Source organism: Nonomuraea sp. NPDC004186 (assembly GCF_053603495.1).
Window position 1 is genome coordinate 89,929 of the sequence record NZ_JBSGFQ010000020.1, and the last position, 12,969, is coordinate 102,897.

General features: G+C 70.2%; 11 protein-coding genes and 1 pseudogene. 4 read left to right on the top strand and 8 right to left on the bottom strand.

The window, feature by feature from the left end:
- Positions 1-3 precede the first annotated feature (3 nt).
- Positions 4-849 (bottom strand): fumarylacetoacetate hydrolase family protein, encoded by an 846-nt coding sequence (locus ACWEPL_RS18810; protein WP_363977155.1) that lies wholly within the window; start codon positions 847-849, stop codon positions 4-6.
- Between the two features lie 114 nt (positions 850-963).
- Between ACWEPL_RS18810 and ACWEPL_RS18815 the strand changes: the two are divergent.
- A pseudogene (locus ACWEPL_RS18815) lies at positions 964-2,193 on the top strand (aspartate aminotransferase family protein); the annotation flags it as partial.
- On the opposite strand, the gene ACWEPL_RS18820 reads toward ACWEPL_RS18815, so the two are convergent.
- Positions 2,128-3,147: an EamA family transporter gene (locus ACWEPL_RS18820; protein WP_452436928.1), complete on the bottom strand. Its 1,020-nt coding sequence runs from the start codon at positions 3,145-3,147 to the stop codon at positions 2,128-2,130. The pseudogene ACWEPL_RS18815 and the gene ACWEPL_RS18820 overlap by 66 nt on opposite strands.
- Positions 3,148-3,311: 164 nt before the next feature.
- On the opposite strand from ACWEPL_RS18820, the gene ACWEPL_RS18825 reads away from it, so the two are divergent.
- A complete protein-coding gene (locus tag ACWEPL_RS18825) occupies positions 3,312-3,746 on the top strand; it encodes a rhodanese-like domain-containing protein (RefSeq protein ID WP_363977160.1) in 435 nt (144 codons plus the stop codon).
- A 545-nt stretch (positions 3,747-4,291) separates the two neighbouring features.
- Here the strand turns inward: ACWEPL_RS18825 and ACWEPL_RS18830 are convergent.
- From ACWEPL_RS18830 to purD, 4 genes are all read right to left on the bottom strand, one after another.
- Positions 4,292-5,581: a GTP cyclohydrolase IIa gene (locus tag ACWEPL_RS18830; protein ID WP_185069825.1), complete on the bottom strand. Its 1,290-nt coding sequence runs from the start codon at positions 5,579-5,581 to the stop codon at positions 4,292-4,294.
- A gap of 201 nt (positions 5,582-5,782) precedes the next feature.
- A complete protein-coding gene (gene murA / locus ACWEPL_RS18835; RefSeq protein WP_350732587.1) occupies positions 5,783-7,048 on the bottom strand; it encodes a UDP-N-acetylglucosamine 1-carboxyvinyltransferase in 1,266 nt (421 codons plus the stop codon).
- Between the two features lie 77 nt (positions 7,049-7,125).
- Positions 7,126-7,962, bottom strand: coding sequence for a phosphoribosylaminoimidazolesuccinocarboxamide synthase (locus tag ACWEPL_RS18840; RefSeq protein WP_452436929.1), 837 nt, complete (start codon positions 7,960-7,962; stop codon positions 7,126-7,128).
- Positions 7,959-9,173 carry a phosphoribosylamine--glycine ligase gene (gene purD / locus ACWEPL_RS18845; protein ID WP_452436930.1) on the bottom strand — a complete coding sequence of 405 codons (1,215 nt, stop codon included), beginning with the start codon at positions 9,171-9,173 and terminating at the stop codon, positions 7,959-7,961. Before purD ends, ACWEPL_RS18840 begins: the two co-directional genes overlap by 4 nt.
- Positions 9,174-9,613: 440 nt before the next feature.
- On the opposite strand from purD, the gene corA reads away from it, so the two are divergent.
- Complete coding sequence (gene corA / locus ACWEPL_RS18850) at positions 9,614-10,636, top strand: magnesium/cobalt transporter CorA (RefSeq protein WP_363977171.1); 1,023 nt, start codon at positions 9,614-9,616, stop codon at positions 10,634-10,636.
- Here the strand turns inward: corA and ACWEPL_RS18855 are convergent.
- The gene (locus ACWEPL_RS18855) at positions 10,633-11,538 is read right to left on the bottom strand and encodes a glycerophosphodiester phosphodiesterase family protein (RefSeq protein ID WP_452436931.1); all 906 of its coding nucleotides are present in this window, start codon (positions 11,536-11,538) and stop codon (positions 10,633-10,635) included. The genes corA and ACWEPL_RS18855 overlap by 4 nt on opposite strands.
- A gap of 109 nt (positions 11,539-11,647) precedes the next feature.
- On the opposite strand from ACWEPL_RS18855, the gene ACWEPL_RS18860 reads away from it, so the two are divergent.
- Positions 11,648-12,304 carry a GNAT family N-acetyltransferase gene (locus ACWEPL_RS18860; RefSeq protein ID WP_452436932.1) on the top strand — a complete coding sequence of 219 codons (657 nt, stop codon included), beginning with the start codon at positions 11,648-11,650 and terminating at the stop codon, positions 12,302-12,304.
- On the opposite strand, the gene ACWEPL_RS18865 is transcribed toward ACWEPL_RS18860, so the two are convergent.
- Entirely contained in the window at positions 12,294-12,959 is a 666-nt protein-coding gene (locus tag ACWEPL_RS18865) for an NUDIX hydrolase (RefSeq protein ID WP_350732578.1), read from the bottom strand. The genes ACWEPL_RS18860 and ACWEPL_RS18865 overlap by 11 nt on opposite strands.
- Positions 12,960-12,969: the final 10 nt, after the last annotated feature.

Below are 12,969 nucleotides of genomic sequence, written 5' to 3' on the forward strand. Positions count from 1 at the left end.
ACTTTAGGCGGACCGAAATTTGACCGTATTCACCAGCGTCCCGATTCCCTCCACCGTGGCCCGCATGGTGTCGCCGTCCTTGAGCGGGGCGATCCCGGCGATGGTGCCGGTCGCGACGATGTCCCCGGGCATCAGCGTCATCCCGTCGGACAGGTCGGCGATGAGCCGGGGCAGCCCGAAGACCATCTGCCGGGTGTTGGCCCGCTGCCTGACCTCGCCGTCCACCTCCAAGGTCAGCTCCAGCTCCTGCGGATCGGGCACCTCGTCCACCGTCGCCAGGTACGGGCCCACGGGCGCGAAGGTGTCGAACCCCTTCGACTGGTCCCACGGCACGTTGCGGGCTATGTTGGCCAGCTGGAGGTCGCGGGCCGTCATGTCGTTGATCACGGTGTATCCGGCGACGGCCTCGCGCCACCGCTCGGCCGGCAGGTCCCTGGTCACCTTGCCGATGACCACGGCCAGCTCCACCTCGTGCTCCAGGTGGCGGGTGCGGGCGGGGGCGACGACCGGGTGGCCGTGGCCCACGAGCGCGGACGGCGGCTTGAAGAACAGCACCGGCTCCGGGGGCACCTCCAGGCCGCTCTCGTCCGCGTGCTCCTGGTAGTTCAGCGCGAGGCAGCAGATCTTCGTGCAGGTGGCGACGGGCGGCTCGAAGATCACCGCGCTCTCGTCCAAGGCGGGGCCGTCGTGGCCGGCCACCAGCTCGGTCAGGCGGTCGAGCCCGTACGAGTCCAGGGCCGCCACCGGGTCGGACCCGAGGTCGGCCAGGCTCACGAGCTCGCCGGGCGCGCGCCGGGCCACCAGCTCGACGGGGCCGGAAGGGGTGCGCCGAATGCGTCCAAGAAACATGTCCGTAAGCCCATCAAGGCCCTGTGACCTCCACAAGCACCGAAATTTGCGCTTAGACCCGCTTCTTGCTCTCTTTCTTGTGGCCGGGCGAGGTGCCCCCGTTTGATGGTCGGCATGACCCGCACTCTGGACGTCAGCCGCGACCTCTACACCAATGCCCAGCGCTACATCGCGGGCGGCGTCTCCAGCGACGCCCGCCGCACCGCGGGCGTGCCGCTCTACGTGGACAGGGCATCGGGAGCCAGGCTCTGGGACGTCGACGGCAACGTCTACACCGACTACGTGCTCGGCCAGGGCCCGGCGCTGCTCGGCCACTGCCCGCCCGCCGTGGTGGAGGCCGTGGCCGCGCAGGTGGCCCGCGGCATCGTCTACTCCGCCCAGCACGCGGCGGAGGCCCGCGTCGCCGAGCGGCTGTGCGCGATGGTGCCCTCCGCGGAGCGCGTCCGCTTCAACACCGTCGGCTCCGAGGCCGCGCACGCCGCCTGGCGCCTGGCACGCGGCTTCACCGGACGGCCCAAGATCCTCAAGTTCGAGGGCCACTACCACGGCTGGCTCGACCCGGTCCTCTACAGCGTCCACCCGTCCCTGGACGACGCGGGCCCGCAGGACCACCCGCGCCCCGTCCCCGGCACCGCGGGCCAGCCACCCGCCGCCGACCTGGTGATCTGCCCCTGGAACGACCTGGACGCGCTCAGCCGTCTCATGGACGAGCACGCGGGACAGATCGCCGCCGTCGTCACGGAGCCGGTGCTCTGCAACACCGGCGCCATCGAGCCGGACCCCGGCTACCTCCAGGGGGTGCGCGCGCTGTGCGACCGCCACGGCAGCCTGCTGATCTTCGACGAGATCATCACCGGTTTCCGGCTCGCCCCCGGCGGCGCCCAGGAGTACCTCGGCGTCAGCCCCGACCTGTCGGTCTTCGGCAAGGCGATGGCGGGCGGCATGCAGGTGTCCGCGCTGGCGGGGCGGGCGGCCGTGATGGACGCCATCTCCTCGGGCAAGGTCGCGCACGCCGGGACGTTCAACTCCCAGCCCGTCGGCATCGCCGCCGCCGAGGCCACCCTGCGCATCCTGGACGAGGAGCGCGAGGAGGTCTACGGCACCCTCTACGCGCGGGGGCGGCAGCTCATGGCCGGCCTGCGCGAGGCCGCGGCCAAGGTGGGCGTCCCGATGCTGGTGGACGGGCCGGGGCCGGTCTTCCAGACGTACTTCACCGACGCGCCCGCCGTACGCGACTACCGCGACTTCGCCGGGACCGACCGCGCCATGATGACCCGCCTACACGCCGCGCTGCTCGACCGCGGGGTCAACATGGTGCCGCGCGGGCTGTGGTTCCTGTCCACCGCCCACACCGAGGCCGACGTCGCCGCCACCGTCGACGTCTTCGAGGACGCGCTTCGGTCGCTTCCGCTCGGTTGAGATCACCAGCGCCACGCCGGCCAGGATGACCAGGCCGCCGACGACCACCTGGGTCGTGATCGGCTCGTCCAGCATGAGCGCGCCGAGCGCGACGGCCACCGCCGGGTTGACGTAGGCGTAGGTGGACACCAGCGAGATGGGGGCGTTGCCGAGCAGCCAGGAGAACGCGGTGAACCCGATCAGGGACCCCACCAGCACCAGGTAGGCCAGCGCCACCCACGATCTGGTGGTGACGGCCGACACGTCGAGCCGCTCGCCGACCCCGGTCCCGAGCACCAGCAGCCCGGCGCCGCCCACGACCATCTCGACCGCGCTGGTGGCCAGCGCGTTGGCGGGCATCTGGATCCTGCTCGACAGGAACGAGCCCACGGCCCAGGAAACCGAGCCGAGCAGGACCACCACGATCCCGACGCCGCTGCCGCCGTCGGCGCCGGTCAGCGACAGCGCCGCGACCCCGCCGAGCCCGACCAGCACGCCCGCGAGCGTGAGCGTCTTGGGACGGTCGCGTACGGCGAACCTGAACACGACCAGCCACAGCGGCACCGAGGCCACCAGGAGCGCCGCCAGGCCCGTGGAGATGTACTGCTCGGCCACCGCCAGCAGCCCGTTGCCGGTGGTCAGCAGCAGCACGCCCACGACGGCCGCGCCCACGAACTGCCGGCGCGACATCCTGAAGGCCGACGGCCCCGACCGGACCAGCAGGAAACCGGCGAGCAGGGCGGCGGCGGTGATGAACCGCAGGGCCCCGCTGAGCATCGGCGGGATCGACTCGATGGCGACGCCGATCCCGAGGTACGTCGAACCCCAGACCACGTAGACGACCGCCAGGGCGCCCCAGACGAGGACTGTGGGTCGACTGTCAGTGGTGTCCGTACGCATGGCTCATGACTGTACCGGGCGACCCCGACAGAACTCTCGCAGGTATCAGACATCGCACTCTGGCGGGATATTAGCGATCAGCGGCATTCACGCCACTGTCCTCCTACCTGCGGAAAGTGACACGATCCTTCGCAGTCACCCGCTACGAAGGGAACGATCCCCCGATGTCCGACAACGCCGCCGCGCTCGCCCACTTCGCCGCCCGCCTCGCCTTCGAGACCGACGTCTCGGACGTGGCCGCCGACCTGGCCGCCGGGGCTCCCGGCGTCGTGGTCGTCGACTCGCGCAGCCGGGAGAGCTGGGACCAGGGCCACATCGAGGGCGCCGTGCACCTCCCGACCGCCGAGATCGCCACGAGGGCGCCCGGCCTGGTCCCGGGTGAGGCCATGGTCGTGACGTACTGCTGGGGCCCGGGGTGCAACGGCGCCACCAGAGCGGCCCTGGAGTTCGCGAAGCTGGGCTACCGGGTCAAGGAGATGATCGGCGGCTTCGAGTACTGGGCGAGGGAGGGCTTCCCCGTGGAGACCGCCTCGGGCGTCACCCGGCGCCCCGTGGACGCCCTCACGGCGCCGGTGTCCGGCGCCGCCTGCGCCTGCTGACGGCGCACGGCCCGCAACACCGGACGAATCAGCCCGAAACCGGCCGCTTCCCTACCACGACTTCCGGCCTCCGACCTGCGGAAACGCGCCGAGCCACGTGGTGTTGGACGAAACCGCGACGCCTCGGCCAGAAACACACAGCCAGAACGCGCGCGAGGGCGGAAGATCGACGCCTGAAAGAATTGGCGCCCCCGTCCGAATCCCGTCGATCGGGGGCACTGGAGAACATACCCGGATCTACACGGGTCAACCAATGAGTTCACAAGAGTCAATGCGTGAGTTCGCAAAGATGACATCGATTGTCAATGCCATCCTGTTCCCCAGGTCATACGAAAGCCCACAACAGTCACACACGACTCCGTAATGCACACAGAGGGGCGGCGGCTCCCCGCCGGGCATCAGACCAGCCCCAGGAGCGTTTCCAGCCTCAAGAGACGCCTCAGGCCCGTACGGCGGGCAGCACGAAGTGCCCGCGGGCGCGGACCCCGCCCGTGACGCTCGGTGCCGAGAGGCGGCCCGGCACCGAAACGCTCAGTCCCGGACCCTCATCGGGGCCCGAGCTTCTCCACGATCAGCCGGTACAGCTGGCGCGGACGGCCAGGCTGCGGTGTGCGGTTCGGCGGTAGCGGCCACGCGAGTCCCTCGTCAACCAACGTGCGCAGCAACCGCCGAGCCGTACGCGGCGTCACTCCCAGCATCTTGCCCGCGCCCTCGGCGTCCACCACGGTGTCTCCGCCTTCGAGCTTGGCCGCGAGCCGGGCCAGTACTTCCACCCCCTTCGGTTTGAGTGCGTTGGACCCGGTCGGTGGCATCCGGGGGGCCGGGATGAGTGCCCGCCCCTCGCGATCCACCGCGAATCCCTGTGCCTGTTTGCCCGCCTGCGTGCGGGCCAGTGCCGCCCGGGCGTGCGACTCCGCGTCATGCGTCGTGCGACCCATGCCCACGCCGACCTCGACCGCCAGTCCCAGCTCGTCCCTGATCCTGGCCGCGAACGGCAACACCCTGAACCCGTCCGTCGCCGCCGCGATCGAGCCTCTGGTAGCGGTAACCAGATAGCTGTGATCGTCGATGGGCCAGACGGTGGCGTTGATCCGGTTCGCCTCCTGGACCAGGAGCCGATGCAGTGACAGCCGCAGCTCGTCGCGCCAGTAGCGGGGGGCCGCGCGGCGCACGGGTTCGCGCAGCGTCGGCACCTCCACCAGTACCACGGTGAGCTGTGACTCCTCCAGCCGGTGGTGTGCCCCCAGCAGCGCCGCGGTGTGCAGCGCCGTGCGGACCGCCGCCGAGGTCGGCCTGATCCTGATGACCGGAACGCCCGCGGCGTGCAGGCGTTCGGCCACCGCGGGGAGGCACGTCAGTGCCCCCGAGGTGGCCCCCTGCCTGGCCAGACGTTCGTGGTAGGCCGCGATCGTGCCGGTGGCTCCCGGCTCGTCGCGGCTGTGCACGTCCGTCGCGGGGATGCCGAGGTCGGTGTACGCCTCCTCGACATCGGCCCTGCTCACCACGTCGATGCTGACCCGCTGGGGGTCGATGCGAGTGTCGAGCGCGGCCTTGGCCAACGCCGCCACCAGTGCTGCTCCGCCGAGTTGGACGTACGTCGCCGGCATCGTCAGCACACCGGAACGCCTGGCCAGGTCATAAGGGACCGGGCTGGCGAACAAGCATGCGTCGACTCCGGGTCCGAGCCGCGTCACCTTGTCGGGCGCCTCCTGTTCGTCGCGGTATGCGGCCGCGACCAGGCGACACGGCAGCGGAGCCGCGGCATGACCCATCAGCATGACTCGCTCGACCAGGTCGTGGGGTCCGACCACGCCGATGGTGAGGTCCGGTGTCATAGCGCCCGGGCGTGACACTCGGGGAGTTTCTTCGGCCCTCTCGACCAATGTTCGTCCCATCCTGCCGTCCGTTGCAGTGCTCTCTTTTGGAACGATCGCTCGCGGGGGCCGTAATGTCACGCCCGACTTTTCCGGAAAGTCGTTCAGGTTGACCGCCCGACAAGATGTCCTAGCAGCTCAACGAGGTTTTTCTGGCGTTTTTTAGCGCTCTGAAATCTCTCGTGTAATGTCCGCACCGAGAGCGCGCATTCGGGCGGCGAGATGCGCGTGGCCGCGATCGATGAGGTATCCGGAGTCGATGTGGGTCTCCCCCTCGGCGGCGAGGCCGGCGAGCACCAGGGCGATGCCGGAGCGGAGATCGTGGGCCGTCACCTGGGTGCCGATCAGCGGCGTCCGGCCGCGCACGATGGCCCGGCTGCCCTCGACCTCGACGTTCGCGCCCATCTTGTTCAGCTCTCCGGCCAGGGCGAACCTGCCGTCGAAGATGCGCTCGTGGATGTAGCTGGTGCCGTCGGCGAGCGCGGCGACGGTCATCATCGGCGACTGCAGGTCGGTGGCGAAGCCGGGGTAGGTGTCGGTGATGATGTTGATCGGGCGCAGCGGGCCCTCGCACCGCACGTGCAGGACGGCGCCCTGCCGGGCGAACTCGACGCCCATCTGCTCCAGCTTGTAGCGGACGACGCCGAGGTCGAGGCCCGTGCCCACCAGGCTCAGCTCGCCCCCGGTGATCGCCGCGGCCATCGCGAACACGCCCGCGTCGAGCCGGTCGGGCATCACCGTGTGCTCGACGGCGTGCAGCTCCTCCACGCCCTCCACGGTGATGAACCCCGTGCCGCCGCCGCTGATCCGCGCGCCCATCTTGGTCAGCATGTCGATGACGTCGAGCACCTCGGGCTCCAGGGCCGCGTTCTCGATCACGGTCGTGCCCTTGGCCAGGGCGGCGGCCATGATGAGGTTCTCGGTGCCGGTGTGCGACGGGGTGTCGAGGTAGAGGGTCGCGCCGGTCAGGCCGGACGCCTTGACGTGGATGACGGTCTCGCCCTCGTCCACGAGCGCGCCCAGCCGCTTGTAGCCGAGGTAGTGGAAGTCGAGGTTGCGGCTGCCGAGGTTGCAGCCGCCGATCCCCTCGATGATGGCCTCGCCCAGCCGGTGGAGCAGGGCGGGGGTGAACAGCACGGAACCGCGGAAGCGCCTGGCGATCTCTGCCGGCAGAACGGCGCTGGTCAGCCTGGAGGCGTCGATGACCAGCGTGCGCTCCGACTCGTGCAGCTCGACGTACGCGCCGACCGCCTCGGCCAGCTCGACCGCGCGGCGGACGTCCTCGATGATCGGCACGTTGCGTAGAACGGTGCGGCCCTTGGCGGCGAGCAGAGCCGCACCGATCATGGGGAGCACGGCGTTCTTCGCGCCCTGGATGAACGCGGTTCCACGCAGTGCGTTGCCACCGCGCACGCGGTAACGGACCATTCGTGCGGCTCCTTGAAATCAACGGTGAGGCTCGATCGGGCCAACAGTAGTCGGTAACACCAACTGGCCCAGCCGAATCATCCGCTAAAGGAAGCCCCCGTGATGCGCTCATATGCTTCTAGGTATCGCTGCCTCGTGCGCTCCACGATGTGGTCAGGAAGCGCAGGTGGGGGGTTTCCGGAGGATTTGTCCCATCCCGATTCGGGCGATAGCAGCCAATCGCGTACAAATTGCTTGTCGAAAGAGGGCTGTGAGCGGCCCGGCTTCCACTCGTCGGCCGGCCAGAACCGCGACGAGTCGGGGGTCAGCACCTCGTCGCCCAGGGTCAGCACCCCGTCGGCGTCCCAGCCGAGCTCGATCTTGGTGTCGGCCACGATGATGCCGCGCTCCGCGGCGATCTCCGCGCCGCGCGTGTAGACGGCCAGGGTGATCCGCCGCAGCTCCTCGGCGGTCTCCTTGCCGACCTCCTGGACGACCTGCTCGTACGAGATCGGCTCGTCATGCTGCCCCATGGGCGCCTTGGTGGACGGCGTGAAGATCGGCTCGGGCAGCCGGGAGCCGTCCTCCAGCCCTTCCGGCAGCCGGACCCCGGAGACCGTGCCGTCGGCGCGGTACTCGTTGAGCCCGCCGCCGGTGAGGTAGCCCCGCGCCACGCACTCGACCTGCACCATCGTCAGCGGCTTGCACAGCACGCTGCGGGAGTCGTCGCCCTCGCCCAGGATGTGGTTGGGCACGACGTCCTTGAGCTGGTCGAACCACCACAACGACATCTGCGTGAGAATGGCCCCCTTGTCGGGGATATCGGGCTCCAGCACGTAGTCGAAGGCCGACAGGCGGTCGGAGGCGACCATCAGCAGCTTGCCGTCGTCGGTCTGATAGAGGTCGCGTACCTTGCCGGAGTGCACGTGCTTCATCGGGCGATGTCCGTCCTGTGGTGGGAGCCGCGCAGCTCGATCCGGCCGACGAGGTCATAGGCCGCCCGGCGCGCGCTCCCCTGGTCGGGCCCGTGGCCGACCACGGCGAGCACCCGCCCGCCGGCGGAGACCACCTCGTCACCCTGCCGCGCGGTCCCGGCGTGCAGGACGTACGCGTCGCCGCTCTCCTGCGGCCCCCTGATCACGTCGCCCTTGACCGGCGCCTCGGGGTAGCCCTCGGAAGCGACCACCACGGTCACGGCCGAGCCGTCCTTGAACACCGGGTCGAGCCCCAGCTCGCCCGTCGCGCACGCCATCAGCAGCCCGCCCAGCGGCGTCTCCAGCCGGTCGAGCAGCACCTCCGTCTCCGGGTCGCCGAAGCGCGCGTTGAACTCCACGACCTTCGGCCCCTTGGAGGTCAGCGCCAGCCCCACGAAGAGCACGCCCTGGAAGGGCAGCCCGCGCCGGGTCAGCTCGCCGATCGTCGGGTGCACGATCTCCCGCATGACCTGCTCGGTCAGCCCGTCGGGCGCCCACGGCAGCGGCGTGTAGGCGCCCATGCCGCCGGTGTTGGGGCCCTCGTCGCCGTCGTAGGCCCGCTTGAAGTCCTGCGCGAGCTGCAGCGGCACCGCCGTGCTGCCGTCGCACAGCGCGAACAGCGACACCTCCGGCCCGTCGAGGAACTCCTCGATCACCACGCGCTCGCACGCGCGCGCGTGCGCGAGGGCCTTGTCCCTGTCGTCGGTGACGACCACGCCCTTGCCGGCCGCGAGCCCGTCGTCCTTGACCACGTAAGGAGCCCCGAACTCGTCGAGCGCGGCGGCCGCCTCCTCCTCGGTGACGCACGTCCTGGCCCGCGCGGTCGGCACGTCGGCCGCCTTCATGACCTCCTTGGCGAAGGTCTTGGAGCCCTCGATCATGGCGGCGTCCTTCGACGGCCCGAAGCACGCGATGCCCGCGTCGCGCACGGCGTCGGACACCCCCGCGACGAGCGGCGCCTCGGGCCCCACGACCACGAGATCGACCCGCAGCCGCACGGCCAGCTCGGCCACCTGCCCGGGATCGAGCGGATCGACGGGATGAAGGGCCGCCACCTGCTCGATGCCCGGGTTGCCCGGGGCGCAGTGGAGCTCGCTGACCTGGGGATCGAGGCTGAGGGAACGGCACAGGGCGTGCTCACGCCCTCCGGAACCAATGACTAGAACGCGCACGAGGTCCATTGTCGCAGGCCCGCAGCCTGGCACAGGCTAGGGCCTCGGCCACACCAATCGCCGGAATAGGGCCATAACTTTGTGGAGTTCTACCTGAGTCGAGACGGTCCTGGCGAGTATCGTCAAAGAAGTTCACCCGGCTGTGGTAAGTTAAGGCGGCTTCGCGGCGTCCCCATGTGATTGGAGGTGGTCCGGGATGAATCCTGGTGATCCCAGCAGTACGTGCTCGCCCACGTACACCTCGTATACCCCCGACCACTCCAATCCGGCAGCCTGATCGTGCCTCCACGCATTCTGTGAGGTGAAGTTTCATCGCGCGTGGAGCGTGCCAGGTCGGGCGGAAAGGGACTGCCATGCGCTCGTCCACGCTTTTCCGTCGCATCAACCGTCACCCTCTTCAGACGCGCACCGCGCTCCAGCTCGCAGAGCCGGTGCGTGACATGTGCGTGCCCCCCGTCGACTCCATCGTCGAGTACGGCGCCTACGTCCAGGGCAAGAAGGTCGCCACCACCGGCATCGTCGAGGCGCTCAACCTCGTCCGCGAGCGCAACAAGGAGTCCGACGGCGCCAACGCGTTCGTCTGGGTGGGGCTCCACGAGCCCGACGCCCCCGAGGTCGAGTGGCTGTCCGAGGTGTTCGACCTCCACCCGCTCGCCGTCGAGGACGCCGTCAAGGCCCATCAGCGCCCCAAGGTCGAGCGGTACGGCGAGTCGCTGTTCATGGTGCTCAAGACCATCGCCTACCTCGACCACGACGAGCTGACCGCCACCAGCGAGATCATCGCCACCGGCGAGATCATGGTGTTCATCGGCCCGGACTTCGTGGTGACGGTGCGGCACGGCGATCACTGCCCGCTCAGCGCGGTCCGCGAGCGCCTCGAGGACAAGCCCAAGCTGATGAACCGCGGCCCCGCCGGCGTCCTGCACGCCATCTCCGACCACGTCGTCGACCAGTACCTCCAGGTCGCCGACCTCATGCAGCTGGAGCTGGAAGAGGTCGAGGCGACGGTGTTCGCCGACGTCAGCTCCCGCGACATCAACCGGATCTACCAGCTCAAGCGGGAGATGCTGGAGATGAAGCGGGCCATAATGCCGCTGCAGTCCCCCATGGCCGCGCTGCCGCAGCGTCGCGTCATCCCCTCGGAGATGCGCGAATACTTCCGCGACGTCGGCGACCACCTCTCCCGGGTCTGCGAGCAGGTGGAGTCCTCCAACGAGCTGTGCAGCTCGATCCTCCAGGCCGCCCTGGCCCGCTCGAACGCCCTGGCCAACGAGGACATGCGCAAGATCTCCTCCTGGGTGGCCATCCTGGCCGTGCCCACCATGATCGCCGGGATCTACGGCATGAACTTCGACTCCATGCCGGAGCTCCACTCGGCCTGGGGCTACCCCGCGGTGCTGGCCGTCATGGTCACCGCCTGCGTGTTCCTGCATCGGGGCTTCCGCAGGAACGGCTGGCTCTAGACCCCCACCGGCTTCAGCGGGCCCACGGGCTCGGGCAGCTCCATCCCCCGCTCCCGCCAGAGGTCCCGCATCCGATCGGGGTAGTCGGTGACGATCCCGGCCACCCCCAGGTCCAGCATCCGCGCCGCCAGGCCGGCCTCGTTGACGGTCCAGACCGCCACGTCGAGGCCGGCGGCCCGGGCCTGGGCCATCAGCGCCTCGTCCACCATGGCGTGCTCGGGCGAGAGCGTGGTCGCCCCGGCGGCGCGGGCGGCGGCGGGGATGTCGTCGCCCAGGTCGTCGTGCCAGTGGAGGGTGTCCAGCTCGATCAGCGCGAACCGCCGCGCGCCCGGGGCGAGCCTGGCCGCATGGGTGATGATCCGCCAGTCGAAGCTGAGCACGGCCACGTTGTCCAGCCTGCCGTGCCGGTCGAGCTCTTCGACGACCAGCTCGGTGAACATCTCGGGGTCGGCCGTCAGGTGGGGCCTGGTGGGGTCGGACTTCAGCTCGACGTGCAGCCGTACGCCCTCCGCCTCGTAGGCGTTCACCAGCCCCAGCACCGCGCCGAGCGTCGGCATCCTGGTCTCGGGCATGGCGACCTGCGTCAGCGCGAACGGGTCGTCGGGGTGGCGCGGCAGCCGCACGCCCACGTCGAGCATGCGCAGCTGCGCCAGCGTGAGGGCGTTGATCGGCTTGCCGACGTAGGGGTAGAGCGGATCGTCGGCCCTGAGCGGCCGCCGGTCGGCACTGGTCACGGCGGAGACCGTGAGGTCGTGCGTGAGCACGAGCCGCCGATCGGCGGTGAGGGCGACGTCGAGCTCGAGCGCGTGGACGCCGAGCTCCATCGTGCGGCTCATCCCCGGCAGGGTGTTCTCCGGCCAGAGGCCACGAGCTCCCCTGTGACCATGTATCTCAACGCGCACACCGGGGACCCTACCTGGCCCGGGTCACGACTCGGCGGTGCCACGCCGTGTCCTTTTTATCCTGCTACGCCCCGGTCAGTGGTAGAGGCCAGACCATAAGCTGGACATCATGACGGAGGTTCTCAAAACTGCCCATACCGCAACAGTTCGGGCCTGGGTGGACGGCTGGGTGATCTCCCGCAACGCCCCCCGACCCGTACCGGTGCCGTGGGGCCTGCGGGTGGACGTGGGCCTGCCCGGCCACGTGTCCCGCCACATCGTCGCCGCCCCGACGCCGGAGGCCCTCCACCGCCTGACCGCCACCCTCATGACGCCCGGGACCTGGCTGAAGCTGTGCGCCTCCGCCGCGGACGTCGGCCCCCTCCTGCCGGAGCGGTGGGCGGTCCAGGAACCGGAGTTCATGATGACGGCGCCCCTGACCCGCGAGACCTTCCAGGCTCCCCCCGGCTACACGCTCGCTGTCACGACCCGCGCCGGGGTCACGGCCGCCCGCCTGCTGACGGCCGCGGGCGAGGTCGCCGCCAGGGGCCAGTTCGCCCTGGCGGGCCGCACGGCCGTGGTGGACCAGGTGGAGACGGCCGGCAACCACCGCCGCCGCGGGCTCGGCAGCGTGATCATGCGTACGCTGACGAGCACGGCGGCGTCGCGGGGGGCTCATACGGGCGTCCTGGTGGCCACGGCGGAAGGCCAGGCCCTCTACGAAACCCTCGGCTGGACCCTGCACACCCCCATGACCGCCGCCGTGCTGAGGAGCCCTACTCCTTGAGGCTGCGCAGCATCGGCGGGTGAAGGAGCTCGGCGGGGCCGCGGCGGTAGAGCTTGGCCGGGCGGCCCCCGTCCCTGGTCGTCGTGGCGCCCGTCTCCACCAGGAAGCCCTCGGCCTTGGTGACCTTCCGGTGGAAGTTGCGCGGGTCGAGGAGGCGGCCCCAGACGATCTCGTACACGCGGCGCAGGTCCGCCACCGTGAACTCCGGCGGGCAGAAGGCCGCCCCCAGCGGGGTGTACTCCAGCTTGGCCCGCGCCCTCTCGATCCCGTCCTGCATGATGCGGCGGTGGTCGAAGGCCATGACCGTGAGCGAGTCGACCGGCTGCCAGCTCATGTGGGCCTTCTCCGAGGCCGGCAGGTCGGGGGCCAGGCCCAGGTAGGCGACGCTCAGGACGCGCTGGCGGGGGTCTCGGTCGGGGTAGCCGTACGTCTGGAGCTGCTCCAGGTGGACCGGCGCGCCCGGGAGACCGGCCCGTTCGGCGAGAATGCGGTGGGCGGCGGCCGGAAGGTCCTCGTCGAGCTGGATGAAGCCGCCGGACAGGGACCAGCGACGGAGGAACGGGGGGTTGTCCCGGCGCCACACCAGGGCGCTCAGGGCGTGGTTTCGCACGGTGAGCACGACCAGGTCGACGCTGACCGGGATGCTCGGGACCATGCAGGCACGC

Coding starts and splice junctions, on each gene's coding strand:
- ACWEPL_RS18810 (WP_363977155.1), bottom strand. CDS start 849: ATGTTTCTTGGACGCATTCGGCGCACCCCTTCCGGCCCCGTCGAGCTG.
- ACWEPL_RS18820 (WP_452436928.1), bottom strand. CDS start 3,147: ATGCGTACGGACACCACTGACAGTCGACCCACAGTCCTCGTCTGGGGC.
- ACWEPL_RS18825 (WP_363977160.1), top strand. CDS start 3,312: ATGTCCGACAACGCCGCCGCGCTCGCCCACTTCGCCGCCCGCCTCGCC.
- ACWEPL_RS18830 (WP_185069825.1), bottom strand. CDS start 5,581: ATGACACCGGACCTCACCATCGGCGTGGTCGGACCCCACGACCTGGTC.
- murA (WP_350732587.1), bottom strand. CDS start 7,048: ATGGTCCGTTACCGCGTGCGCGGTGGCAACGCACTGCGTGGAACCGCG.
- ACWEPL_RS18840 (WP_452436929.1), bottom strand. CDS start 7,962: ATGAAGCACGTGCACTCCGGCAAGGTACGCGACCTCTATCAGACCGAC.
- corA (WP_363977171.1), top strand. CDS start 9,614: ATGTGCGTGCCCCCCGTCGACTCCATCGTCGAGTACGGCGCCTACGTC.
- ACWEPL_RS18860 (WP_452436932.1), top strand. CDS start 11,648: ATGACGGAGGTTCTCAAAACTGCCCATACCGCAACAGTTCGGGCCTGG.
- ACWEPL_RS18865 (WP_350732578.1), bottom strand. CDS start 12,959: ATGGTCCCGAGCATCCCGGTCAGCGTCGACCTGGTCGTGCTCACCGTG.